The following is a 22457-nucleotide window of genomic DNA, read 5'->3' as shown; positions in this document are numbered from 1 at the left end:
TGGGCGGAGGATACGCTTGAATATACTCTGCCGAAATCCTCACACTCAGGCACGCGCCCCTCGCCCAGATACGGCGATGAAGACCGCATCAACGGCTCGCCGCCTCGAAGAACTCGAGGACCTGTTCGCCGAGCAACTGCTCGCCGCTGTTGAAGTGCGCCATGACCGACACATGGTTGTGCCCGGCCAGGCTCAGGTGCCGCGGCGCGATGCGCCTTGCCTTGGCCATGCGCCACGCGAACTCGGTCGCATAGACATCCAGCAGCGGGTTTTCGTACTGGGCATGCGCGATGAAGGTGGGCATCTCGAGCCGGTGCGCATGCGCCATCGGCGACTGATGTCCGTAGGCTGTCATGTCGTCGCCGAAGTACGCGCGAACGCCGGCCGCGTTCGGGTTCTCGGGCAGCACATCCGCCCGCAGGCGCGCCGACACCAGCACCAGGCAGCACAGGTGCCGGCCCATGAAGCCGAGCGCGGGGTCGCAGGCGTAGCTCGCCGCATGGGTGCCGCCCGCCGAGTGCCCGACGAGGCAGATGGCATCGGCATCGCCGCCGTGTTCGGCCGCATGGCGCGCGACCCATTCGCAGGCCCTGCCCACATCGCGCGCACCTTCCGGATGCGCGGCCTCGGGCGCGAGCCGGTACTCGACATTGATGCCCACGCAGCCCTGCCGCGCGAACCACGCGAGCACGTTGCCGTACATCGCCGCGTTGATGTCCTTGCTGCCGCGCACGAAGGCGCCGCCATGGACGAACATCACCACGGGCGCATGCCGTGCGCCATGCGGCCGGTAGACATCGAGCACCTGCCGCGGATGCGCGCCATAGGGCAGATCGCGGATCACCTCGTAGCCGTCATTCGGCGCCGCCATGAGCAGCGGCAGGTACGCAGCCTTGACGCGATCGCCGGCCGCGCGAATGTCCCGCTGCCACGCCGGACCGGTCTCGCGCAGCAACTGCTCGATCGCGTCGGGCCTGGGCCTGGCTATCGGCATTTCAGTCCCGCGCTCAGCCGGGCCGGAAAGCCGAAGCCTCGACTTCCACGCGCCACGCCGGATGGGCCAGCGCCCTGACGACCAGCAAGGTCGATGCCGGACGCGCCTCGCCCAGGAACATGGCGCGCACCGAACCGAGCCGCCGCACGTCGCTGCCATCGGTCAGGAAGGTCGTCACCTTCACGAGGTGCGACACATCCATGTCCGCAGCGCGCAGCACCGCCACAAGGTGGGTCCAGGCCAGTTGGGCCTGGGCCTCGAAGTCGTTGGGCACACTGCCGTCGAGGGCCATGCCGACCTGTCCGGCGATGTGCAGCCAGGTGCCGGGGCCGCTCACCGCGATGCCGTGGCTGTAGGGGCCGCCGGGCGGTGGGACATCGGGCAGCACGATGCGGGTGGCGAGCGTGGCAGTCATCAGTGCACCGCCCCGTCGAGTTCGGGAATGAACGGAATCTCGACGCCGTAGACGCCGATGTCCTCGCGGATCTTGTCGACACCGCGCTTGATGATGCCCATCTCTTCGTCGGGATGGGTGGCGCCGAGCCCGTGGTCCGCCGCCAGCGCCCGGTTGCGGCCGGAGCGCCGGCGCTCGTCCTCGGGCAGGTTCACGACCGCATAGACACCGTTGAGCAGGCTGCCGCGCAGCTTCTTCGCGACCTTGATGCCGATGGTCTTCTTCTCGTCGGCCGGCAGTTCGCTGAAAAAGCGCCGCATGATGATGCGGCCGAACTGAATGTGCCGCGCCTCGTCGCGCAGGATCAGACGGCAGGCCTCGCGGATCGAATCGAAGCGCGCGTTTTCGTAGCGCGCCTGCAGCAGCTCGCCCGACAGTTGCTCGAACAGCGTGTTGACCGAGAGGCCGGCGAAGAAGCTCATCGCCCGCTCGTCTTTTTCGTCGTGAAAGCGCGGAATGATGTCCCGGAAGTAGTCGGCGCGCGGCGTGGGCTCGTACGCCCCCAGGTGCTCGGCAATGCGAAAGCTCGCTTCGTGGTGGCGGAACTCTTCGGCAATGAAGTTCGTGATGTGCTGCTTGATCTCGAAGGGCTGGTGCCCAAAGATCGCATCGCGCAGCCGCTCCGCGCCGTAGGGCGTCGCGCCGTGCTCCATCCAGGCGCGCAGGCTCCACCATTCGGCGCCCGCCTGGCGGACCTCGGGCGGCAGGTCGGCCTGCCGCAGGTCGGTGTAGTCGATGTCGGCCGCCGGGTCCCAGGCCAGCTCGCGCGCCTGGGTGCACAGGCGCCAGACCTCGGGGTATTCCATCTGCGAGACCACCGGGTAGGGGTTGGGCACCGAGGGGATTTCTTCGAGCAATGAAGGCTGCATGGGCAATGTCCGTCGTGGATGGATGGGGTGGCGAGGTGGCAAGACGAACGGCCATGCTAGGAAGGCCGTGCTCATACATCCAATACTGTTTAAAGTGGCTCGTCATTCGCCGCAGGTATCTCCACGCCCATGATCGAATTCAGGCAACTGCGCCAGTTCGTGGTGCTCGCCGAAGAGCTGAACTTCGGCCGCGCCGCCATCCGGCTCCACATGTCGCAGCCACCGCTGAGCGTGGCCATGCGCAACCTGGAGGCGCAGGTCGGCGCCATGCTGTTCGACCGCAGCCGGCACCACGTGCGCTTGACGCCCGCCGGCCAGGTCTTCCACAAGGATGCGCAACGCCTGCTGCAGCAGGCGCAGGCGGCCACCGAGCGCGCGCGCCGCGCGGCGCAAGGGCTCGAAGGCTCGCTGCGCCTGTCCTTCGTGCCAAGCGCGGCGCTCAATGTGCTGCCCGCGATCTTCAAGCGCTTCCAGCACGACTACCCGACCGTGCAACTGCGCCTGACCGCCGAGACCACCGCGCGCCAGCTCGAAGACCTGCGCAAGGGCGAGGTCGAACTCGCGCTGGTGGTGGGCCCGGTGTATGAGGCGCGCGACCTGGTGCTGGTCGACCTGCAGGCGCAGAAGTTCGTGATCGCGGTGCCGCGCAGCCATCCGCTGGCGAGCCGCAGCTCGGTGAAGATCAAGGAGCTGGCGGCGGAACCGTTCATCTCGTTTCCGGCCTCGGAGGGCGCGGGCTTCGTCGCCGCGTTGCTGGGCGCCTGCCAGTCGGCCGGCTTCCTGCCGAAGGTTGTGCAGGAGGCTGCGCAGATGCAGTCGATCCTGACGCTCGTGGCCGGTGGGCTGGGCATCGCGCTGGTGCCGGCATCGATGCGCACGCTGGCCATGGCCGATGTCGTCTTCCTCGAAATCGTCGACACCCGCGCTCCGCCCACCTACCAGCTCATGTTTGCCCACACCAGCCACAACGACAACCCGGTGGTGCAGTCCTTTCTCGCGGTGGCGCGCAAGACGGTCGAACTGGTGGAGCGGTAGTCCGCGCCAACCATGTCGCAAAGCCGTGGTGATTCACGCCATGTATGAGCCACCGCCAATGAACGTATTGGACAGATGGGCACCGCCGTTCGCACCATGGGCTTTCCCACATGGAGCCAGCCGATGAAATCGTTTCGCCAGTTGCTTGCCGTTCTGCTGCTCGCCGCCAGCACCGCCGTGCCGGCGCTGGCCGAGGGCTACCCCGAGCGGCCCGTCACGATCGTCGTGCCCTACCCCGCCGGCGGCTCGGCCGACATCCTTGCGCGCACGGTCGGCCAGAAGCTGTCGGTGCAGCTCGACCAGCCGGTGATCGTCGAGAACAGGGCCGGTGCGGGAACCGCCATCGGCGCGCGCTTCGTCGCGGAAGCAAAGCCTGACGGCTACACGCTGCTGCTGGGCACGGTGAGTTCGCAAGCCATCAACCCGGCCATGTCGAAGGTCGGCTACGACCCGGTGAAGGACTTCGTGCCGGTCAGCGCGCTGGCCTCCATCCCCTTCGTGCTGGTGGCCAACCCGGGCGTGGCGTACGCCAGCGTGGGCGACCTGATCGCGGCCGCCAGGCAGGGGCCGGGATCGATCGGCTATGCGTCCGCCGGGCCCGGCACGTCCAACCACCTGGCCGGCGAGATGCTCGCGTCGGCCGCGAAGATCAGGCTGCTGCACGTGCCCTACAAGGGCAGTGCGCCCGCGCTGGCCGACGTGCTCGCGGGCCATGTGCCGCTGATGTTCGACCTGCAGACCACTTCGCTGCCGAACATCGCGACGCGCAAGCTCAAGGCGCTGGCCGTGACCAGCAGCCAGCGCAGCCCCTTGCTCCCGGGCGTGCCGACCGTCGCCGAAAGCGGCCTGCCCGGTTTCGAGGTCAGCGCGTGGTTCGGCGTGTTCGCGCCCGCCAAGGTGCCGGCGCCGGTAGTGAAGAAGCTCTCCGCCGCCATGGCCCGCGTGCTCGAAGACCCGGTGCTTGCGCAACGGCTGCGCGACCTCGGCGCCGAGCCCGATGCGCGCAATGCGGCGCAGTTCTCGGCCTACGTGGCCGAGGAAGCCGGCAAGTACGCGGCGGTGGTGAAGACGGCGGGATTGGCGCCCTGATTTCGGAGAGGATCGGGGGGCGCTGGGATGCGTGTCGATTTCGAGCAGGCTCGTTCGACGTATCCATTGAGGGCCTTCCTCTTTTTCTTCAGGAGCAATCCACCATGGCAACCAACACCGTCCGCCTGCACCGCGTTCTGCGCACCTCGCCAGACCGGCTCTACCGTGCCTTCACCGAGCCCGGCGCCTTCGAGCGCTGGCTGCCGCCCTTCGGATTCACCGGCAAGGTTCACACCATGGAGCCGGTGGTGGGCGGCGTATGGCGCATGTCTTTCACCAACTTCGGCACCGGCCACGGCCACTCGTTCGGCGGGAAGTACCTCGAACTCATCCCCGGCCAGCGCATCGCCTACGACGCGACCTTCGACGACGCCAATCTTCCAGGCACCATGAAGACCACCGTGAGCCTGACGCCGGTGTCCTGCGGCACGGAAATGTCCGTCGTGCAGGAAGGCATTCCCGACGTGATTCCCGTCGAGATGTGCTACCTGGGCTGGCAGGAATCGCTTGTCGCCCTGGCCCAGTTGGTCGAGCCGAACATTCCGGGCTGACGGCCTGCCCCGCCTCAAGGGTTGAACAGCAGCAACCCGAAGATCGCGAACAGCACGATGTGCATCAGCCCCTGAAGCGCTGACGTCCGCTGGCCATTGAAGGTCAGCGCGCTGAGCGCCGCCGTCACGATGAACAGCACGGTTTCGATGGGAGAAATGCCCATCGTCACCTGCTTGCCGGTCACCAGGCCGATCACCAGCACCGCGGGCACCGTGAGCCCCACGGTGGAGACGAACGCCCCCAGGCAGAGGTTGATGGCGCGCTGCATCTCGTTGTTGAGCGCGGCCTTGACGGCCGTGATGGACTCCGGGGTGAAGACGATGATTGCGATCAGCACGCCCCCGAGGGCGACCGGTGCGCCCGAGGCGGCGATTCCGTAGTCGATCACGATGGCCAGGTAGTGCGCCAGCAGGACGATGGGAAGAATCATCGCCAGCAGCACGCCGGAGCGGACCAGCATGGCGCGCTTGCCGCCTGCGTCGCCGGCGTTCTGTGCGGCGGCGCCCTCCTCCTCATTGCCCGAGGCCGAGAACGGAACCACCAGCATGCCCGGCCGGGGCTGCACGAAGAGCCTGCGGTGGCCGCCCATCTGCATGGCGAGGAACACGCCATAGAGCACGGCCGTCAGGGCGGCCACGGCGACGGCCTGGCTGAAGGTGAACTCTCCGGCGCCCGAGGTGTAGTTGGGCAGCACCAGCGCCGTGCCGGTCAGCAGGACGATCATCGACAGGTAGGCGATGGTCCCCTGCACGTTGAATTCCTGCTCGCCGTGGCGCAGGCCGCCTGCCAGCAGGCAGACGCCCATCACGAGGTTCACGATGATCATCATCACCGCGAAGATCGAGTCGCGCCCGATAGTGGGAAAGTCGCCCGGCCCCAGCAGTACCGAGGCGATCAGGATGACTTCGATCAGCACGATGGACAGCGTGAGGATCAGCGTGCCGTAGGGCTCACCCAACTGATGGGCCAGATGGTCGGCCTCGCGCACCACGCCGAAGGAAGCGGCGATGATGGTGCCGAACAGCAGGACAAACGTCGCGGCTGCGATGGTCGGAGTGAGCGGTTCCGCGAGCCATGCATCCCCGAAGAAGATGAAGAGCCCGACCACCGCCCAGGACCAGATCAACCGGAACCAGGTCACGCCGGGGATGAGTCTTTGATGGGATGCAGATTGCATGCTGGGAAATCCTTTGCAGCGCCATGGCAGGGGCCATGATGCGATAGCTTCGATGGAAATGCGAATGACGCGCCAAGCTTCATGGCGCTGGCTTCAACCGGGTGGCAACAGAACACCCGACACGCCCAGGACCGCACTGGCAAGCAGGGAGATCGCGCCTGCGGCCGCCAGCGCCTTGACGTCGCGCGCCTCGCACCCCTGCTTCTTCGCGGACCATGCGCCATAGGCCATGGCGGCCGTGAAGGCGAGACCGATCCAGACTTCGGCGCCCATCAATTCGCACCTCTGGCGTGTGGCGTCGTATGCAGGCGATAGATAAGCCTGCCGAGGCCGGGTGCTACGTGGATGCGCCAGCGTGCGACATCGAGATGGAAGCCTGAGGTGCAGGCATCGCGATGCCGCGAGACTTCCTGCTGACGCAGGATTCGAAGAAGGGGAAGAAAAACAGGTCGCAGAAACGCGAGAAGAAGATTGGCCACGGCACACCTTCAAGAGGTTGAAGGGCCGTCCCTCGGATGTATTCCAGAGCCGAGGCCGTCCTCGGTCAGGCCCGCTGCAAGGCGCGCGGCGGTGGTTGAGATTAGCATGAAACCCACCGCCGCTCCGGCATCGCAGCAGTCATGCCGTCTGCAAACTTTTCGCCTGACAGAGCGGGTCAAACGCTGTTGAAGCCTCGGTCACGAACGCGCTTTTTGAACAGGCCTCACGTCACGCCAGAACGAACCCGCTGATCAAATTCGCTTTCATCAACCGGGTTTCAAAGCTGCCCAACGGGCTTGCGATCTCTTTGAGGAAGCGACTTCTCAGTGATGCTTCCAAGCGCGCCAACCGGATCGCCTCCAATGCCTCCACAGCCTGAAAACCCAGGCGGTCATGCGGTCGAAGTTGAGACAAGCCATCGAGATCCAAAGACAGGACCGTGGCGATCTTCGGGTATCCGCCGGTGGTCTGGTGGTCGGCCAACAATATCGAAGCCACGCCATCACCCCCGACCTGTATCGAGCCTCGCACGATCGGCTCCGAGGGAATGGACAAGGCGTCTTTCAGAGCCAACTTCGGGCCGGAAAGGCGCATCCCCATCCGGTCATAGGCCGGGGTGACCGAAAAACTCTCGTGAAGAAGCGCGGCCATCGACTCGGGTTCGAATTTTTCAGTCTGTGGCCCCAGCACAACCCGTGCAGGCTTGCGCAAATAGGCAAACGCGGGAACTGGCAGATCACCCTCGCGCTCTTGCGCAACACTGGTGTTGCGCAGCAGGACTGCAGCACCAGCACCAAGACTTCCGCCACCCAGACCAGACGTCGAATGCGTTGCCGTGTGCCCTGCCCACTGACTGCACACCAGTTCGCCACAGAACGCCAGGTAGGCCCAGCTTCCCCAACTGCCGGGACGAACCGACAGCACGTCTCCCGCACGGAGGGTTCGCACGCACCAGGACCTGGTCAAGGCGTCTGAATGGCGGACCTGGAAATCTCCCCCGGAAACGCAGCACGTCACCTCGCCCGATTCGCACATCACTTCCAGTCCGCCCACGGAGATTTCGATGGCGGTCGATGCTTCGGGGCATCCCAGCGCGACATTGGCCGCGGCATGTGCAAGCCGGTCCATGGGGCCCGAGGCGGGAACACCGAACCTCAGCATGCCCGGTCGCCCGCCATCCTGGTACGAGACCAACGGGCCGCAGGCCCTGACCAGCAACCGGGCCTCAGCCATGGTTGCCACGTTCGCGCCGTGCTTCGTACTGCGCCAAGTCGATGCGCTTGAACCTCACCCTGTCTCCCACGCCGAAGAGAAAGGGCGCGCGTTCATCGCCGGTCAGTATCCGGGTGGGCGATCGCCCGATGCTGGACCAGCCCGTGGGCATCCTGAGTGTCGTGACAAGGCATTGCGGCCCCGCAATGAGCACGCTTCCGGCTGCGATGTCCCGAAGCGCCGAAGGCTTGCGCGGCACCTGGATCTCGCCCGGCACGCCCGACATGTACGCATAGCCCGGCGCGAATCCATACATGCGAACCTGGTAGTCGCCCTGCAGGTGATGATGGATCACTTCATCGATGCAAAGGCCTGATGCCTGGGCCACCGCCGCAAGGTCGGGCGAGAAATCTTCTTCGTAGCAAACCTCGACCTCGCGCAGGGCTCCTTCAATCTGGCCAGCCGGAGGATCTTGCTGCAGGCCTTCAGCAGCCTCTCGAATGCGGGTGTGATCCGTGACCAGGGGATCAAAGTCGATCAGCAAGCTGACAAATGCCGGGATGCATTCGACCATTCCTTCGGGCGGTGACTGGGCCAAGGCCCGGTCGAGCGCGAGCACTGCTGCGCTGGCATGGTCGGTGATCACCTCTCCAAAGGAAACCAGCAGCGCGTGGTCCGCGACAGGCACGTACCTTGGCCATTCTTGCTCCAGCATCAATCGTCCTCGTGCCGGCCGCTAGTCGAGAAACGAGACCAGCGTGACCCCTTCGGCCTCCAATCGCATCTGCACGTGGCGGGCCATCTCGACAGACTGCGCGTTGTCGCCGTGGACACAGATCGATTCAGCCTTCAACAAGATCGGATCGGCACCCAAGACAGGCATCCTTCCGGTCTTCAGGAAACCGATCAAGCGATCCGCCGCACTCTTTGCATCGTGCAGCACCGCGCCCTCCTGGCTGCGCGGCACCAACTGGCCAGTGGGCAGGTACGCACGATCGGCGAAGACCTCCGAGAAGACCTGAAGCGCCTGCTCGCGAGCGGCGTGTTCCAGGCTCGTGCCCGAGATGGCAAGAATCGCAAGAGCGGGATCGATCGTCTTGACCACCGAGACAATGGCCTTGGCAACGGCCATGTCTGCCGCGGCGAGGTTACCCAGTGCGCCGTGCGGCTTGACGTAGCGCACCCGGGTGCCCGCCAGACGAGCCATTGCCACAAGGGCGCCGACCTGCACCGCAACCATGCGGCCGATCTCGGCGGGCTGCATCGGTATCACGCGCCGCCCGAACCCTTCGCGGTCCGCATAGCCGGGATGGGCGCCGACCTTCACGCCACGGTCGGCCGCCAGTCGCAAGGTCTTGTACATCGTCTCCGCATCACCGGCATGACCGCCGCAGGCAATGTTCGCGCTGGTGACGCAGTCGAGGATCAGCGCGTCGTTGCCCATGACCCACGGGCCGTAGCCCTCACCCAGGTCGGAATTCAGATCGATCCGCATCCTTGCGTCCTCGCCTTGTTGTTTCTACTTGCCGGGGAGATTCGTTGCCCGGGTGAGCAGCGTGACGCCTGCACCGTCGGCCGAAGCGTAGTAGGTAAAGCCTGTCCGGTTCGTTCGACGCCCTCGCATCAGCACGGGCAGCCCCAGGGTTGCGGCTTGCGCCTCTGCCGCATCGGCATCCGGAACCTCGAACCCGATGTGGAAGACCCCCTCTCCCTTGCTGTCCAGATGAAGACGCTGGGGCGATGGCTCGTCGTTGGGCTCGCAAAGCTGGATCTGCACGTTCGGCAAGTTGCACATCCTGTACTTGAGCGTGCGAAAACCCGCCTCGCTGGGCACGCTCAGTTCTTCGTATTCAGACAAGGGCGGGTACTCGGCCCAGGGGCCGACGCCGATCGATTCGTAGTAGGCCTGCGTCTTGTCGATGTCGTGCACCACGATGCAGATGTGGTGAAGCTTGCTGAGTGGATGTGACATGGCTCAACCCTTCACTGGAACGACATAGTTCAGAACACGCCGTCCACCGTCCACGTACATGGTTTCTCCGGTGATGTACGACGCATCGTCACTCGCAAGGAATGCGACGACCGATGCAATTTCAGACGGCTGGCCGTAGCGGCCGAGCGGGGTCCGCGAGAGGATGGCATGGTTGCCCGCGCTCTGGACAAACGCCCCGGCAACCATGTCGGTCATGATGGTCCCTGGCCCGACACCCACAACCCGGATGCCATGCGGCGCAAACGCCACCGCCGCGGTGGACGTCACCTGGTTCATGCCGCCCTTGGAAATCGCGTACGGCGCAACGTTGGGGTTCGCAAGGCCGGAGTTGATGGACGACATGTTGATGATCACCCCGCCCTTGCCGCGGCCGATCATCTCGCGGCCTGCCGCCTGCGTGCCGTAGAAGGCCCCTTTGAGATTCACGTCCAGCACGCGGCTGAGCATTTCTTCGGTGACGTCCAGGAACTCCACCACAGGCGCGATGCCGGCGTTGTTCACCATGATGTCGATGGCACCGAAATGCCGCACAGCGGCCTCGACAAGGCTGACCACTTCGCTCTTTTTCGAAACGTCCGCGCGCACTGCGAAGACATCGGCGGCCGTACCGATCTCCCCGGCCGTCTTTGTCAGCGTCTGCGCATCGATGTCGGAGACGACCACTTTCGCGCCCTCGGACAGAAGGCGTTCGGCCGTCGCGCGCCCGATGCCTCGCGCAGCCCCTGTCACAACCGCAACTTTGCCTGCAAGCCTCATTTCGATTTCCTCTTGGTCAGTAAACGATGGATTCAAACAATGGCGTCGAGCTGCGGATGCGCGCCCAACCCAACGGGGTCATGTCGATGGACCGGAACTCGCCGGCCGTGATCAGTTCCGCCACGCCCCGGCCGACCGCTGGCGCATGCATGACGCCATGGCCGGAAAACCCCGTCGCGAAGATCAGGTTGTTCAACTCGTCATGGGCGCCGACGACGCCGTTGTGGTCCAGCGTGTTGACTTCATAGTGGCCAGCCCACGCCCGGTTCAGGCGCAGCTCTTCCATGGCCGGAATGCGCCTGGCGAGCAAAGGCCAGAACAGCTCGTCCATCAGCTCGTGATGAGGCTCGAAGTCGCCATCGGCGTCCACGTCGATTTCCGCCGGCGGCTGGATGCCGCCGATGTAGCCCTCCCCTTCGGGCCTGACCCAGATGCCGCTCGAGTCGAACAGCATCGGGAAATCATTCAGCCTGAAAGGCGTCTTGAAGGAGAACACCGTGCGCTTCTTCGGCACGACCGGCAGTTCGATGCCGAGCGATGCCACCAGGCGACCGGACAGCGCCCCTGCGGCCAGAACGCAGAAGTCGCACACCAGCGAGTCTCCGTTCGACAACTCGACCCCGGTGACTCTCGCGCCATTTGTCTTGAACCCGTTGGCCGCTGCTTCCACGTAGTCGACGCCAAGCCGGCGCGCCGCGCGGCGCACCTCGGAGAGCAGGCTCCAGGCATCGAACCAGCCTTCGTGCTGAACGCCCAGCGTTCCGATGCCAACGTCTTCAACGTTGACGCCCGGAAAGCGCGCACCGAGTTCGTCGGGATCGAGCACCCGGATGTCCGCGCCGTGGCTGCGCTGCAGCCTCACGGCCTCGATGCGCTCGGCGACCTGATCGTGGCCGCCAAGGAGCAGGTAGCCTTTTTCCCTGTACCCGATGTCCGCCTCATTCCCGAACACAGCCTTGATGCTGCGGAACATTTGAGCCCCGAAAAGGCTCATCTGGATGTTCACGACGGTTGCGAACTGGGTGCGTATCGAGGCGGCGGAAAGGGCCGTCGAAGAAAGCTGGTACGACGCATCTTTCTCCACGACGGTGATCGGCCCCGTGAAGCCCTCGTTGCGCAACGACCAGGCACAGAAGCTGCCCATGATGGCGCCGCCAACAATGACAACGCGGGCTGAATTTGCAGACGGCATGATCGATCGCTGAGTGTTTCGTGGGTCGGAGGTTTCAGGCATCGGCCACAGGCGCGCGCGGCGATTGCTGTTGCGCGAACTCCGACGCGGATTCCTCGAAGGTCTGTCCGGCGTTCGGGTTCCACTGAACGCCCGACCGCGCGGCAACATTCGGCTTGAGCCGCTGCGACTTGTCGTAGTCGCTCCAGGGGTGGAAGAAAAGCGGCTCGATCCGCTCGAGGTTGCGCAAGCGCTCGACATACGCGCCCAGGTACGACTGCCGCTCCTGCGGCTGCACCCGTGCAGGCATCCATGCGGCGAAGGGAGGCAGCACGGTGAATCCGGTGTAGCCCAGGATTCCGTTGTGAATGGGCCAGAGCACGTGATGAAGATCGCCGTCGATGCCGTTGGGCTCGTAGAGCGTGGAAGCCGTGCCCGTCGTGATACAGAGCATCGCGCGCTTGCCCTTGAAGTGCCCGGTTTCGTATTTGCGCCCCGCCGAATAGGCAAAGCCCCGGCTGAGAACGCGGTCGACCCATCCCTTGAGGATGGCGGGCATTGAAAACCACCAGACCGGAAAGTGCAGCAGCACCAGGTCGGCGGCCATGACCTTGGCCTGCTCGGCCAGCACGTCCGGGCTCTGCCCGCCCGTGGCGAATGCATGCTCCTGTTCCCTGGAGAGGTCCAGGTAGTCGGGGTCGACGCGCTCACCGTCGAAGTCGGCGGGCCCCAGCGCCGGATTCCAGCCCATGCGGTAGAGGTCGCTGACGACCACCGTATGGCCCATCCGCTCCAGTTCGCGGATGGCGACGTCTTTCAGCGCGCCGTTGAAGGATGCAGGCTCGGGATGGGCATAAACGATCAGGCAGTTCATGCCGCAAATTGTCCGCAGCAGAGGCGGGCTCAGCTAGAACGCACGACGCACCTGGTTGCGGTTTTCTGCATAGTCGAGACGCGAAGCGCGGTACTGCGCCGGCGTCATGTTCGTCGCCACCTTGAACTGGCGCGAAAAGGCGCTGTGATCCGCGTACCCGCACGCCGCAGCCACTTCCGTGATGGACGCCGACGTTTCCTCCAGCAACTGGCAGGCCTTGTCGATGCGCTTTTTCATCAGCAGTTGCTTGGGCGTCACGTGGAAAACCTCGAGCACCAGCCGTCCGAGCGTGTCCATCGATACCGACGCGTGGTCCGCCGCCTCGGTGATCAGGACCGGTCGATCCAGGCCTTCGTCGATGAAGTCCAAAAACTTTTTCAACCGGCGGTAGCTGTGATGGCGCTCGTTGGGGCGCGGCAAGTCGCGTGACAACCCGGCCAATCCGACGATGCGGTTGCCGGCATCCAGCAAAGGGAACTTGGAACTGAGGCACCAGTACCGGTCGCCCCGGTAGGTCTGGTACAGGCGCAGCAGCTCGCGCATCGGACGGCCGCTGCCGATGACTTCGAGGTCTTGCGCCACCGTGCTCAATCCGGTCACCGGAAAGAGCTGGTCCGCCGTCTTTCCCACGACGCTCTGCCCGTCCTGCAGGCCGGCGCGGTCAATCAGCGTCTGGTTGGCCCAAAGGTAGCGGCCTTGCTCGTCCTTGACGTAGAACAGCACGTCGGGCAGCCTGTCGAAAAGTGTCTCGACCAGACCGGGCGTTCGCGTGAGCCACCCTTGTACCTGTTCGTCCAGTCGCATCCGGTTTCCTTGCTCCATAGCCTGCTGCGCGACCATTCGCGATGGGATCGGCCCAGGCTCGCAATGTAAACCGGCAGGGTCAGCGCATCACGAACGGGTTGGCGGCGACAGCGCCGGTGTTGATCCAGACGCATTTGGTCTGCAGGTACTCGCGGATGGCATCGATGCCGTTCTCGCGCCCCAGCCCCGAGTCCTTGTAGCCGCCGAACGGCGCCATGAAGCTCACGGCCCTGTAGGTGTTGACCCAGACAGTGCCTGCCTGCAATTTCTCGGACATGCGGATCGCACGCCCGATGTCGCGGGTCCAGACGGCTGCGGCCAGCCCGAAGCGCACGCCGTTGGCGATGCGCAGTGCATCCGCCTCGTCCTTGAACCGGATCACCGACAGCACCGGGCCGAACACCTCCTCCTGCGCGATGCGCATGTCGTTGCGCACGCCGGTGAAGATGGTCGGCTCCACGAACCAGCCCTTGCCGCATTCGGGCGCCGTGCCCTTGTGGCCACCAAGGACCGCCGTGGCGCCCTCGCTGCGCGCGATGTCGATGTACTCCAGCACCTTCTGGTACTGCGGCGGCGTGGTCACCGGGCCGACCTGGGTGTCGGGGTCCATCGGGTCGCCCATGCGCGCGGTGCGCGCCACCGCCAGCAGGCGCTCGACGAATGCGTCGTGGATGCTGTCCTGCACCAACAACCGGGAACCTGCAATGCAGGTCTGCCCCGTGGCCGCGAAGATGCCCGAGATCGCGCCGAACACAGCCTGCTCGATGTCGGCGTCGTCGAAGACGATGTTGGGCGACTTGCCGCCCAGTTCCATCGCCGTGTGCTTGAGCTGCCGGCCGGCCTTCTCGTTGATGAGGCGGCCCGTCGCGTCCGATCCGGTAAAGCTGATCTTGCTGACCAGTGGGTGTTCGACCAGCGGTGTGCCAACCTCTGGGCCGAAACCGGTCACGACGTTGAACACACCGGGCGGAAAACCCGCTTCGTCGAACAGCTCGGCAAACTCGAGCGTCGAGGCGGAAGTGAACTCCGAGGGCTTGACGACCACGGTGCAGCCCGCGGCCAGCGCGGGCGCGACCTTCCAGCTCAACAGCATCAGCGGCGAATTCCACGGAGTGATGGCGGCCACGACACCCACGGGCTCATGGCGAGTGAAGGCGAAGTAGCCCTTCTTGTCGAGCGGCAGCGTGCTGCCCTGCACCTTGTCGGCAAGCCCGCCGTAGTAGTGGAACCACTGCGGGATGTAGTCGAGCTGCGCCTGCATCTCCGCGAGCAGCTTGCCGTTGTCGCGCACCTCAGTGGCCGCCAGCCTGACGGCATCGCGAGCGATCAGGTCGCCAAGACGGCGCAGCAGCGCACCGCGCTGCGTGGCCGTGAACTCGGTCCAGGGACCGCTGGTCAATGCCGTATGCGCAGCCTGCACGGCCGCATCTACGTCGCGCGCATCGCCGCGCGGAATCTCGGCCCAGCTCTGGCCGGTGTACGGGTTCTGGCTCTCGAACCAGGCTTCGCCTTGCGGCGGAACCGGCTTCCCGCCGATGCGCAATGGGTAGCGCTGCATCAGAACGGCCTCAGGCCGAGCGCAGCACGAAACCGGTTCTTGATGAACGGACCGTCGCGCGGCGGCAGCGCCCGGGGTGGCTCGTCGGCCTCGATGAACACCTGCGCAAAAGACACGCCGTCGCGCGCCAGGATGCGCCGCGCGACCTGGTCCGAGCCTTCCAGGCTGTCTGTCGTGAAGGCATCGGTGATCCCGAAGCCCTTGGCAACGGCCACCAGGTCCGTCCCCAGGCTCGAGTGGCTGCGCTGCATGCCGGTCTCTCCGAAATGCCCGTTGTCCAGCACAACGATGCTCAGGTTTCGCGGCTGCTTGGCCGCGATGGTGGCAAGGCTGCCGATGCCCATGAGCTGTTCGCCGTCACCGGTGATCACCACCACCGAGCGCGAGGGCTGGGCCAATGCAAGCCCGAGGCCGAGCGCCGTGGCACCGCCCATCGCGCCCCAGAGGTAGTAGTTCAGGTCACGGTCGCCGGCCGCGAACACGTCGTAGGAAGCGGAGCCCAGGCCCGTGACGACCAGTGCCTGCGGCACAGGCGACAGCAGCCGGGACACGAAGGCGCGACGGTCGGCACGGGGTTTCATTGCGGCCTGGTTCATCACTTGCGCTCCCACTTCTTGCGCCCGATCAGGCTCTGTCCCAGCAGCACGGCGACCTTCTCGCCGGCCTCGAATGCGGCGTCGTAGCCCGCGCTCACGATTTCCCCAACCTCGTCGGGATGCGACACGCGCAGCACGTGGATGCCCATCAGTTCGAGCGCGCCCTGCGTGGCCTTGCCCATCGGGCCTTGCCACGGATTGAATTCGGCGTATTCGCCGCGCATCGTGACCAGCGTGAAGAACGGAAAGTCTGCCGCCTGCAACAAGGAGAACATGTTCACGCAGTTGCCGACGCCGCTGCTTTGCATCAGCAGCACGGCGCGCTTGCCGCCGAGCCAAGCGCCGGCAGCGATGGCGACGCCCTCCTCCTCGGTCGTGAGGACGATGTCCTCGATGTCCGGGTCGGCGATGGCGCTGCGGATGACGTGCGAATGACCGGCGTCGGGCACGTAGGCGATCTGGTCGACGCCGCCCTCCTTGAGAACCTTGAAGACGGTCTCCTGCCAGGCAGGTGCCGGTGTGGGTGTGTGATTCATGCGCTGTAGACGGCGTGGAGTGGATCGGCCGAGGAATCATAGAATTTGATGGCCAATACCTGAAAATAGAATTTCAGCATTCCACTATCACGATCCGACATTGCCCATGGACCTGAAACATCTGCGCGCCTTCCTGACCGTCGCCGACACCGGGAACGTGACGCGCGCGGCCGAGGTGCTGCACCTGGTGCAGCCCGCCGTGTCACGCCAGTTGCGCCTGCTCGAAGAAGACATCGGCACGCCGCTGTTCGAGCGCGAGCGGCATGGCATGGTCCTGACCGATGCCGGCCACGCGCTGGTGGGCTATGCGCGACGTGCCATGCTGGAACTCGACAGGGCACGCGTGGAGATTGCCGGCACGGGTGCAGGCGTGGCGGGGCTGGTCACGCTCGGCCTGCTGCCAAGCACCGTCGACACCCTCTCCAGTCCGCTGGTCGCTGCGCTGGCCAGCGCCTATCCGGGCATACGCATCCGCATTGCGATGGGCTATGCCGGCACGTTGATGCGCTGGCTGGTCTCCGGGGAAGTCGATGCGGCGCTGCTGTACGGTGCCGATCGCTCGCCCGAAGTGCAGACCACGCCGTTGATCGAAGAGCCGCTGTGGGTCATCGGCTCCCGAAAGGCCGGGCTGCGAAGCGACACGCCGGTTTCGCTGGCCAGCCTTGCCGGCGGCAAGCTCGTGTTGCCGAGCGCGCCGCACGGCATCCGTGCGCTGGTGGAGCACGCCTGTGCGGTGAGCAACGTCACGCTGGACATCTCCGCTGAGACCAATGCGTTGAGTGTCCAACGCAGCCTGGTGCTGGGTGGACACGGGCTGACCATTCTGCCCCCCATCGCCGTGGCGGAAGACCTGCAGACCGGAAAACTGTCGGGCGCCCCACTCGCGGATCCACCTGTCGCGCGCACCATCGTGTTGGCCCTGCCGGCCAACCGGCCCTCGGGGCGCCACGTGCGCTGCGCGGTCGAGTTGTTGATCGCGCAGATGCGGCAGGCGGTCGAATCCGGTGCGTGGCCGCAGGGGCGATGGTTGGGCAAATGAATGCGTCGAGCGGCGCCGTTTCGCCTGACGGACCTGCCTCTCAAGCGCGAACGGGCGCTGTACCTTTCGCGAACTTCGCCGCATGCATCCGGAAGCTCGCATTCCGCTGGTCGAGCGCCTCCTGCGTCATGGGCACCATGATCGGAGCGCCCTCCTGAGCGAACGCCTGGCATTGCTCCACGTAGGGGCGCAGGCGCTCGTGATGGATGGGAGATGCAGCGCCCATGTCGCCGCCGCATTCGGTCCAGGTTTTCGCAAGCGTTTCCGCGGACACCATCGCCAATGTGGTGCCCATGCCCGACAACAGAGCGGCACAGTGGCCAGCATCGCCGATGACGGCCACGTTGCCACGGGTCCACTCCGGCATGTGGGTCTGGCTCACCGAGTCGAAATAGAAGCCCTTGGCGGCAGGGTCCGCGAACGCCGCGCGCAGCGCGGGCACCTGCCAGGCGTCGACGCGCGACAGGAAGCCATCGATGATCTTCCGGTGAACGGCCATATCGCGGTAGTCGTAGTCGATCTCGGGGCTGGCGGCGAGCATCAGTGCCTGCGGTCCGTCGCCTGCATCGCGCACGCCGATCATCAGGCCGGGCACATTGAGCAGGCCCCGGCGCCATTGGCGATCGTTCGGTAGATCGACGAGCGCGACGTAGTAGCCGAAGTGCCGCACGTAATCTTTCTCGGGCCCGAAGGCGAGCTTGCGCACATTGGAGTGAAGGCCGTCGGCGCCGACCACCAGGTCGTAGCGGCCTTGCAGCCCGTCCGCGAAGGTCACGTCCACGCCATGGGGTCCGTCGCCGATCGATGCGATGGAAGCCTTGAAGCGAAACGTCACATCGCCCGGTATGGCGCCCAGCAGGATCTGGTTGAGCCGATCGCGCGAGATTTCGATGTCCTCGTCGGTCTCGTTCGCGAACCAGCGCAGGTCGAGGGTCGCGACTTGCGCACCCGTGCCATCGAGGACCGGTGCCGGGTCCGAGATAACGACCTTTTGCTCATCGATCTTCCCGAGGACGCCCATTCGCTCCGCGGTCCCGAGCGCGCGTCCGCGAACATCGATCGGCGCACCGCCGGGGCGCAGGCCATCGGTGCGCTCGATCACTGTCACTTTGTGACCGAGGTTGGCAAACCAGTAGGCCGCCGAGAGGCCGGCCATGCTGGCGCCGGATATGAGGACATTCATCGTGCGACTCCTGAGTGTTGGGGAGCGTGGGAACCAGGACGGGACTGCACCGGCTCAATGCCTAAAGCTTGAAGTCCCTGGCCATCCGTATCACCGCCTGCTTGTCGAAGCTGTTGACCTCGTCGATCAGCTCGTTCGTGAACAGGCGGCTCGGACTGCCGAGTTCCTCCGCCAGCCTGGGGTTCTTGCTGCTCTCCGCAGCCATCTCGATGTTCGAATTCCATTCGGCCAGCGACGACGCGCCCATGCGCTGGTCCGGATCGTCCGGGCGACGCATCCAGCTGTTCTTGCGGTCCTTGAGAATGAAGGCCAGCTCCTTGCGCGCCTCGTCCTCGCTGCGGCCCTTCGGCTTGCTTTCGGGGTACACCGCCCAATGCAGGTTGATTGCCGCATCGAGGTTGGTGCTCGAGAAAATGGTCGACTTCGCAAGACCCTGGAACAGCGCCACCAGCGCCTTGCGCTCATCCTTGAGCAGCTTGCGCGGCACGCACAACCAGCCCGAGCCCGTTTGCGCGAACTTCGGCGTGAGCGGTACGTAGCGCAGCTTGGTCCCGACCAGTTCGATGCGCGCGGTCGCGGTGTCGAATGCCACCATCGCGTCCACCCGGTCGTTGTCGATTGCCGCTCCGGCGGGTGCGCCGTCACCGATCGCGATGTACTCGCACTTGTCGTCCTTCAGGCCCAGCTCGGCCAGCATGGTCTTGGTCACGACGATGCCGGCGTCGCCCTGGCTGCGCACGCCGATGCGCTTGCCGGCAAGGTCCGCCACCGACTTGATCGGGCTGCCCGGCTTGACCACGATCACATTCGCATTGCCGGGCAGCCATTTGTAGACGCTGACCAGATCGAGCGACGGATCTTTGGCCATCGTGGGGAGCAGGATGCCCGGCACCGCGGGACCGAAATCCACGTGCCCGGCGCGCAGGCTCTGCAGCGCCTGCGTCATGCTCGACATGTTGACGTACTCCACGTCCACGCCGTTCGGCTTGTAGAAGTTGAGCCGGGGATGCTGGCCCGCAGTGCAGAAGCTCTGCTGCGGATCGTTCACCGCCGCGGTGTTCGCCAGCTTCATCACACGCACACTCTGCGCCAGTGCCGGCAGGCCGGCGCCAAGACCCATGGCACCCATGCCCAGGCCGAAATCACGTCGCGTCAACATGGTCTGCTCCTTCATCAAAAAAACAGCCGGGGTTGCAATCGGCTCAGGTGCTCACCGTGCGCTGTGAAGCGTCGGCCGGCATCCAGTGCAGCACCCGCCGCTGCACGCGGCGCAGCACCGAGGTCAGCAGAATGCCGATCACCGAGAGCACGACGCACACCGCGAAGCTGCCGCCGGTGTCGGCCTGCGCTTCCATCTGCAGGATCAGCACGCCCAGCCCCGCCTGTGCCCCCACGAACTCGCCGACCACGGCACCCACCACGCTGAAGGCGGCAGCCATGTTCAGGCCCGCGAAGATGTACGGCAGCGCCCCCGGGAACTTGGCCTTGCGGAAGATCTGCCAGGGCGTCGCGGACAGCGAGCGCAACAGGTCGATGCGGTCGCTGTCCACCGCCTTGAAGCCCGCGATGCTCGTCACCAGCACGGGGAAGAAAGTGAGCAGGCAGATGATCACGACCTTGGAGCTGATGCCGAACCCCAGCCAGACCACGATGATCGGCGCCACGGCCACCTTGGGCACGCTCTGCAGCGCCGCCACGTAGGGCTCCAGCAGCGCTTCCAGCCGGGGCATCTGGGAGATCACGATGCCAATCGCCAGCCCGATGCCGCCACCGATGAAAAAGCCGAGCAGGATCTCCGCGAGCGTGACGCCGCCGTGGTACCAGAAGCCGTCCTTCGCCATCGGCCCTGTGGCCAGGCCGCGCCACAGCGCAATGCCGATGTCGCTGACCGGTGGCACCAGGTGCCCCGGCACCTTGAACAAGCGCACGGCGGCTTCCCACGAGCCGAGCAGCGTGACCAGCAGCAGGATCGATTGCACGCGGGTGGATGCCAGCGGATTGGCTCGCTTGCGACGCGGCGGCGGCACGGCTTCGGAGGCTGGCTGTGCAGACGAGGCGGAGGTCATCATGGCGGTGGTCATGGAAACTGCCTTTCAGTCGAACGAAGCGGCATGCGAGAAACGCTCGCGGATCGACGCGGAAGCCGCGGCGAAGGTCGGGTGGGACATCGCGTCCATCGAGCGCGGGCGCGGCAGGTCGATGGGCAGCACGCGCTCAAGCGTGCCGGGGCGGGGCGACATCACGAACACCCTGTCGCCCAGGAACACAGCCTCGGGTATCGAATGCGTGATGAGCACCACGGTCTTGCCGCTTTCCATCCAGATGCGCTGCAACTCCAGGTTCATGCGCTCGCGCGTCATGGCGTCGAGCGCACCGAAGGGCTCATCCATCAAGAGGATCTTGGGGTCATGCAGCAGCGCCCGCGCGATCGATGCGCGCTGCTGCATGCCGCCGCTCAACTGGCGCGGCAGCTTGTGCTCGAAGCCTTCGAGCCGCACCATCTGCAGCAACTGCATGGCGCGTTCGCGCGCCTTCTTCGCGTCCAGCCCGAGCACTTCGGCCGGCAGCATGACGTTTTCGAGAATGGTGCGCCAGGGCAGCAGGATGGAACTCTGGAAGACCACGCCCACATCGCGCCGCGTGCCGCGGATCGGCTGGCCGTCGAGCATCACCGAGCCGGTGCTGTAGTCGAGCAGCCCGGCCAGGATGCGCAGCAGCGTGCTCTTGCCGCAGCCGCTGGGCCCGACGATGGTGACGAAGCTGCCCTGCTGGATGCTGCAATCGATGTCTTTCAGCGCGAGCACGCCTTCGCTGCCACCGCCGAAGGTCTTGGACAGGCCCTCGATGCGGATGTAGTCGGGCCGTAGCGGTGCATTCATGCGATGGCTCCCGCGGGGTCCAGAAAACGAACCATGTGGCGGGCCAGCACCTCGGGTGCCTGCAGCGCCGTCACATGCCCGACGCCCGGCATCAGCACCGCGTCGGCACCACGGATGCGAGCGGCCATCGCCAGCGTCACGCTCGGCGGCACCACGCGGTCGAGCTCGCCGGCCAGCAACAGCGTGGGCGCGACGATGTCGGCCACGCCGAATTCGAGGCCGGTCTGCACGGTCGCGAGGCGGCGTGCGGACCGTGCCGATTCGGGCCGTGCACTGGCGAAGATGCGCCGCAGTTCCGGCCTTTGCTTCAGGAAGGCTTCGGGAAAGAACCAGGTCGCCAGCTCTTCCGCAGTGCCTGGAAGACCGCGTCGCAACTCGCCAAGACGCCGCGCATCGGGGCACAGCTCTTCGATGGGCCTGGGCAGTGGCCATGTGCTGCCCAGCACCAGGTGATCGACAGCGCGCGGATACAGCAAGGCCAGCGCCTGCGCCACACGGCCGCCGAAAGACGACCCGAAGACATGCGCGCGTTTGAAGCCCAGCGCGCCGATGAATCGCTGCGCATCGTCCGCCAGATCCGACAGCGTGGAGGCGCGTTCCGGGGCCTCGGTTTCGCCGCAGTCGCGCTGGTCGTAGGCGATCACGGTGAAGTGGCGGCTCAGATGCGGCACGAGCGTTGCGAACATCTGCCGCGTGGCCTCTGCGCCATGCATGAGCACGAGCGGCGGGCCGTCGCCCTCGCGGTCGTAGGCGATGCGCACCTCGCCCACCTGCAGGAAGTGCGTCGTCATGCGGCGCCTCCCGCTTCATCGGCCAGCCAGAAGGTCATTTCCACCTTCAGTCCGCGCGGGTCATGCAGGAACAACTGATGGATGTCCCAGCCCGGGATCGGTGCCTCGCTGAAGGGCACGCCAAGCGCGCCCAGATGCGCGCGCATCTCGGCCAGGCCGTGCGAACGGAAGGAGATGTGGTCGACATGCCCCGTGGGCGGTTGCGGCGCGGCATCCCGCGTGGAAAGGTGCGCGAACAGGTGCACGATCGGCTGCCCGTTCGCGTAGAGCCAGGCACCGGGCGCCGGAATCTCCGGCCGTGCGCCGACCTGCAGGCGCATCACGCGGGTGTAGAAGTCCACCAGCTCGGGCAACTCGTCCGGCGCGCAGCGGATCGTGTAGTGGTGCAAGGCGGTCACGGGCATGGCAGTGCTCC

The 22457-nt window shown here is 65.6% G+C and carries 26 protein-coding genes; 4 read left to right on the top strand and 22 right to left on the bottom strand.

The window, feature by feature from the left end; translation table 11 throughout:
* Positions 1–88: 88 nt before the first annotated feature.
* The 3 genes from ACSFB7_RS30490 to ACSFB7_RS30480 are packed head-to-tail and all read right to left on the bottom strand — an operon-like array spanning position 89 to position 2317.
* Positions 89–994, bottom strand: a complete 906-nt coding sequence (locus tag ACSFB7_RS30490) for an alpha/beta hydrolase (protein ID WP_435476069.1) — start codon at positions 992–994, stop codon at positions 89–91.
* A gap of 13 nt (positions 995–1007) precedes the next feature.
* Positions 1008–1409 (bottom strand): RidA family protein, encoded by a 402-nt coding sequence (locus tag ACSFB7_RS30485; RefSeq protein WP_435476068.1) that lies wholly within the window; start codon positions 1407–1409, stop codon positions 1008–1010.
* Positions 1409–2317, bottom strand: a complete 909-nt coding sequence (locus ACSFB7_RS30480; RefSeq protein ID WP_435476067.1) for a ferritin family protein — start codon at positions 2315–2317, stop codon at positions 1409–1411. The genes ACSFB7_RS30485 and ACSFB7_RS30480 overlap by 1 nt, the downstream gene beginning before the upstream one ends.
* 129 nt (positions 2318–2446) lie before the next feature.
* Here ACSFB7_RS30480 and ACSFB7_RS30475 point away from each other — a divergent pair, with 129 nt between their 5' ends.
* From ACSFB7_RS30475 to ACSFB7_RS30465, 3 genes are all read left to right on the top strand, one after another.
* Complete coding sequence (locus tag ACSFB7_RS30475; protein ID WP_435476066.1) at positions 2447–3352, top strand: LysR family transcriptional regulator; 906 nt, start codon at positions 2447–2449, stop codon at positions 3350–3352.
* Between the two features lie 123 nt (positions 3353–3475).
* A complete protein-coding gene (locus tag ACSFB7_RS30470) occupies positions 3476–4441 on the top strand; it encodes a tripartite tricarboxylate transporter substrate binding protein (protein WP_435476065.1) in 966 nt (321 codons plus the stop codon).
* A gap of 104 nt (positions 4442–4545) precedes the next feature.
* Entirely contained in the window at positions 4546–4992 is a 447-nt protein-coding gene (locus ACSFB7_RS30465; protein WP_435476064.1) for an SRPBCC family protein, read from the top strand.
* A gap of 14 nt (positions 4993–5006) precedes the next feature.
* Here the strand turns inward: ACSFB7_RS30465 and ACSFB7_RS30460 are convergent, their stop codons facing one another.
* From ACSFB7_RS30460 to ACSFB7_RS30400, 13 genes are all read right to left on the bottom strand, one after another.
* Positions 5007–6170: a calcium:cation antiporter gene (locus tag ACSFB7_RS30460; RefSeq protein WP_435476063.1), complete on the bottom strand. Its 1164-nt coding sequence runs from the start codon at positions 6168–6170 to the stop codon at positions 5007–5009.
* 93 nt (positions 6171–6263) lie between these two features.
* Positions 6264–6443 carry a hypothetical protein gene (locus tag ACSFB7_RS30455; protein WP_435476062.1) on the bottom strand — a complete coding sequence of 60 codons (180 nt, stop codon included), beginning with the start codon at positions 6441–6443 and terminating at the stop codon, positions 6264–6266.
* Between the two features lie 435 nt (positions 6444–6878).
* Entirely contained in the window at positions 6879–7811 is a 933-nt protein-coding gene (locus tag ACSFB7_RS30450) for a 5-oxoprolinase subunit C family protein (protein ID WP_435476166.1), read from the bottom strand.
* 64 nt (positions 7812–7875) lie between these two features.
* A complete protein-coding gene (locus ACSFB7_RS30445) occupies positions 7876–8577 on the bottom strand; it encodes a 5-oxoprolinase subunit B family protein (RefSeq protein ID WP_435476061.1) in 702 nt (233 codons plus the stop codon).
* Between the two features lie 21 nt (positions 8578–8598).
* Positions 8599–9357, bottom strand: coding sequence for a LamB/YcsF family protein (locus tag ACSFB7_RS30440; RefSeq protein ID WP_435476060.1), 759 nt, complete (start codon positions 9355–9357; stop codon positions 8599–8601).
* Positions 9358–9381: 24 nt separating this feature from the next.
* The gene (locus tag ACSFB7_RS30435; protein WP_435476059.1) at positions 9382–9834 is read right to left on the bottom strand and encodes a VOC family protein; all 453 of its coding nucleotides are present in this window, start codon (positions 9832–9834) and stop codon (positions 9382–9384) included.
* Positions 9835–9837: 3 nt separating this feature from the next.
* Entirely contained in the window at positions 9838–10611 is a 774-nt protein-coding gene (locus ACSFB7_RS30430; protein ID WP_435476058.1) for an SDR family NAD(P)-dependent oxidoreductase, read from the bottom strand.
* A gap of 16 nt (positions 10612–10627) precedes the next feature.
* Positions 10628–11803: an NAD(P)/FAD-dependent oxidoreductase gene (locus tag ACSFB7_RS30425; RefSeq protein ID WP_435476057.1), complete on the bottom strand. Its 1176-nt coding sequence runs from the start codon at positions 11801–11803 to the stop codon at positions 10628–10630.
* 34 nt (positions 11804–11837) lie between these two features.
* The gene (locus ACSFB7_RS30420; protein WP_435476056.1) at positions 11838–12656 is read right to left on the bottom strand and encodes an NAD(P)H-dependent oxidoreductase; all 819 of its coding nucleotides are present in this window, start codon (positions 12654–12656) and stop codon (positions 11838–11840) included.
* A gap of 33 nt (positions 12657–12689) precedes the next feature.
* On the bottom strand, positions 12690–13496 hold the full coding sequence (locus tag ACSFB7_RS30415; protein WP_435476055.1) for an AraC family transcriptional regulator: 807 nt from the start codon (positions 13494–13496) through the stop codon (positions 12690–12692).
* A 43-nt stretch (positions 13497–13539) separates the two neighbouring features.
* Positions 13540–15018 (bottom strand): aldehyde dehydrogenase, encoded by a 1479-nt coding sequence (locus ACSFB7_RS30410; RefSeq protein ID WP_435476054.1) that lies wholly within the window; start codon positions 15016–15018, stop codon positions 13540–13542.
* Complete coding sequence (locus ACSFB7_RS30405; RefSeq protein WP_435476053.1) at positions 15018–15599, bottom strand: thiamine pyrophosphate-dependent enzyme; 582 nt, start codon at positions 15597–15599, stop codon at positions 15018–15020. The genes ACSFB7_RS30410 and ACSFB7_RS30405 overlap by 1 nt, the downstream gene beginning before the upstream one ends.
* Positions 15600–15613: 14 nt before the next feature.
* Positions 15614–16150 (bottom strand): thiamine pyrophosphate-binding protein, encoded by a 537-nt coding sequence (locus ACSFB7_RS30400; RefSeq protein WP_435476052.1) that lies wholly within the window; start codon positions 16148–16150, stop codon positions 15614–15616.
* A gap of 106 nt (positions 16151–16256) precedes the next feature.
* Here ACSFB7_RS30400 and ACSFB7_RS30395 point away from each other — a divergent pair, with 106 nt between their 5' ends.
* Positions 16257–17189 carry a LysR family transcriptional regulator gene (locus ACSFB7_RS30395; RefSeq protein ID WP_435476051.1) on the top strand — a complete coding sequence of 311 codons (933 nt, stop codon included), beginning with the start codon at positions 16257–16259 and terminating at the stop codon, positions 17187–17189.
* 40 nt (positions 17190–17229) lie between these two features.
* Here the strand turns inward: ACSFB7_RS30395 and ACSFB7_RS30390 are convergent, their stop codons facing one another.
* The 6 genes from ACSFB7_RS30390 to ACSFB7_RS30365 form a co-directional block, all read right to left on the bottom strand.
* Positions 17230–18372 carry an FAD-dependent monooxygenase gene (locus ACSFB7_RS30390; RefSeq protein ID WP_435476050.1) on the bottom strand — a complete coding sequence of 381 codons (1143 nt, stop codon included), beginning with the start codon at positions 18370–18372 and terminating at the stop codon, positions 17230–17232.
* Between the two features lie 61 nt (positions 18373–18433).
* A complete protein-coding gene (locus ACSFB7_RS30385) occupies positions 18434–19531 on the bottom strand; it encodes an ABC transporter substrate-binding protein (RefSeq protein WP_435476049.1) in 1098 nt (365 codons plus the stop codon).
* A 43-nt stretch (positions 19532–19574) separates the two neighbouring features.
* Positions 19575–20453: an ABC transporter permease gene (locus tag ACSFB7_RS30380; protein WP_435476048.1), complete on the bottom strand. Its 879-nt coding sequence runs from the start codon at positions 20451–20453 to the stop codon at positions 19575–19577.
* 12 nt (positions 20454–20465) lie between these two features.
* Positions 20466–21251 carry an ABC transporter ATP-binding protein gene (locus ACSFB7_RS30375; RefSeq protein WP_435476047.1) on the bottom strand — a complete coding sequence of 262 codons (786 nt, stop codon included), beginning with the start codon at positions 21249–21251 and terminating at the stop codon, positions 20466–20468.
* Positions 21248–22042: an alpha/beta fold hydrolase gene (locus tag ACSFB7_RS30370; RefSeq protein WP_435476046.1), complete on the bottom strand. Its 795-nt coding sequence runs from the start codon at positions 22040–22042 to the stop codon at positions 21248–21250. Before ACSFB7_RS30370 ends, ACSFB7_RS30375 begins: the two co-directional genes overlap by 4 nt.
* Positions 22039–22446 (bottom strand): VOC family protein, encoded by a 408-nt coding sequence (locus ACSFB7_RS30365; RefSeq protein WP_435476044.1) that lies wholly within the window; start codon positions 22444–22446, stop codon positions 22039–22041. The genes ACSFB7_RS30370 and ACSFB7_RS30365 overlap by 4 nt, the downstream gene beginning before the upstream one ends.
* Positions 22447–22457: the final 11 nt, after the last annotated feature.

This window comes from Variovorax raffinosi, assembly GCF_051216615.1.
Taxonomy (GTDB): domain Bacteria; phylum Pseudomonadota; class Gammaproteobacteria; order Burkholderiales; family Burkholderiaceae_C; genus Variovorax.
Note: the sequence above shows the minus strand (reverse complement) of the source record. Positions and strands in the feature narration are given on the sequence as shown.

Excerpts from the sequence above, each read along its gene's own strand:
- ACSFB7_RS30440 (WP_435476060.1), bottom strand. The coding sequence starts at position 9,357 with ATGCGGATCGATCTGAATTCCGACCTGGGTGAGGGCTACGGCCCGTGG.
- ACSFB7_RS30405 (WP_435476053.1), bottom strand. The coding sequence starts at position 15,599 with ATGAAACCCCGTGCCGACCGTCGCGCCTTCGTGTCCCGGCTGCTGTCG.
- ACSFB7_RS30445 (WP_435476061.1), bottom strand. The coding sequence starts at position 8,577 with ATGCTGGAGCAAGAATGGCCAAGGTACGTGCCTGTCGCGGACCACGCG.
- ACSFB7_RS30425 (WP_435476057.1), bottom strand. The coding sequence starts at position 11,803 with ATGCCGTCTGCAAATTCAGCCCGCGTTGTCATTGTTGGCGGCGCCATC.
- ACSFB7_RS30415 (WP_435476055.1), bottom strand. The coding sequence starts at position 13,496 with ATGGTCGCGCAGCAGGCTATGGAGCAAGGAAACCGGATGCGACTGGAC.
- ACSFB7_RS30435 (WP_435476059.1), bottom strand. The coding sequence starts at position 9,834 with ATGTCACATCCACTCAGCAAGCTTCACCACATCTGCATCGTGGTGCAC.
- ACSFB7_RS30475 (WP_435476066.1), top strand. The coding sequence starts at position 2,447 with ATGATCGAATTCAGGCAACTGCGCCAGTTCGTGGTGCTCGCCGAAGAG.
- ACSFB7_RS30485 (WP_435476068.1), bottom strand. The coding sequence starts at position 1,409 with ATGACTGCCACGCTCGCCACCCGCATCGTGCTGCCCGATGTCCCACCG.
- ACSFB7_RS30420 (WP_435476056.1), bottom strand. The coding sequence starts at position 12,656 with ATGAACTGCCTGATCGTTTATGCCCATCCCGAGCCTGCATCCTTCAAC.
- ACSFB7_RS30460 (WP_435476063.1), bottom strand. The coding sequence starts at position 6,170 with ATGCAATCTGCATCCCATCAAAGACTCATCCCCGGCGTGACCTGGTTC.
- ACSFB7_RS30410 (WP_435476054.1), bottom strand. The coding sequence starts at position 15,018 with ATGCAGCGCTACCCATTGCGCATCGGCGGGAAGCCGGTTCCGCCGCAA.
- ACSFB7_RS30490 (WP_435476069.1), bottom strand. The coding sequence starts at position 994 with ATGCCGATAGCCAGGCCCAGGCCCGACGCGATCGAGCAGTTGCTGCGC.
- ACSFB7_RS30380 (WP_435476048.1), bottom strand. The coding sequence starts at position 20,453 with ATGACCACCGCCATGATGACCTCCGCCTCGTCTGCACAGCCAGCCTCC.
- ACSFB7_RS30430 (WP_435476058.1), bottom strand. The coding sequence starts at position 10,611 with ATGAGGCTTGCAGGCAAAGTTGCGGTTGTGACAGGGGCTGCGCGAGGC.
- ACSFB7_RS30385 (WP_435476049.1), bottom strand. The coding sequence starts at position 19,531 with ATGTTGACGCGACGTGATTTCGGCCTGGGCATGGGTGCCATGGGTCTT.
- ACSFB7_RS30390 (WP_435476050.1), bottom strand. The coding sequence starts at position 18,372 with ATGAATGTCCTCATATCCGGCGCCAGCATGGCCGGCCTCTCGGCGGCC.
- ACSFB7_RS30470 (WP_435476065.1), top strand. The coding sequence starts at position 3,476 with ATGAAATCGTTTCGCCAGTTGCTTGCCGTTCTGCTGCTCGCCGCCAGC.
- ACSFB7_RS30455 (WP_435476062.1), bottom strand. The coding sequence starts at position 6,443 with ATGGGCGCCGAAGTCTGGATCGGTCTCGCCTTCACGGCCGCCATGGCC.
- ACSFB7_RS30450 (WP_435476166.1), bottom strand. The coding sequence starts at position 7,811 with ATGCTGAGGTTCGGTGTTCCCGCCTCGGGCCCCATGGACCGGCTTGCA.
- ACSFB7_RS30400 (WP_435476052.1), bottom strand. The coding sequence starts at position 16,150 with ATGAATCACACACCCACACCGGCACCTGCCTGGCAGGAGACCGTCTTC.
- ACSFB7_RS30465 (WP_435476064.1), top strand. The coding sequence starts at position 4,546 with ATGGCAACCAACACCGTCCGCCTGCACCGCGTTCTGCGCACCTCGCCA.
- ACSFB7_RS30375 (WP_435476047.1), bottom strand. The coding sequence starts at position 21,251 with ATGAATGCACCGCTACGGCCCGACTACATCCGCATCGAGGGCCTGTCC.
- ACSFB7_RS30480 (WP_435476067.1), bottom strand. The coding sequence starts at position 2,317 with ATGCAGCCTTCATTGCTCGAAGAAATCCCCTCGGTGCCCAACCCCTAC.
- ACSFB7_RS30370 (WP_435476046.1), bottom strand. The coding sequence starts at position 22,042 with ATGACGACGCACTTCCTGCAGGTGGGCGAGGTGCGCATCGCCTACGAC.
- ACSFB7_RS30365 (WP_435476044.1), bottom strand. The coding sequence starts at position 22,446 with ATGCCCGTGACCGCCTTGCACCACTACACGATCCGCTGCGCGCCGGAC.
- ACSFB7_RS30395 (WP_435476051.1), top strand. The coding sequence starts at position 16,257 with ATGGACCTGAAACATCTGCGCGCCTTCCTGACCGTCGCCGACACCGGG.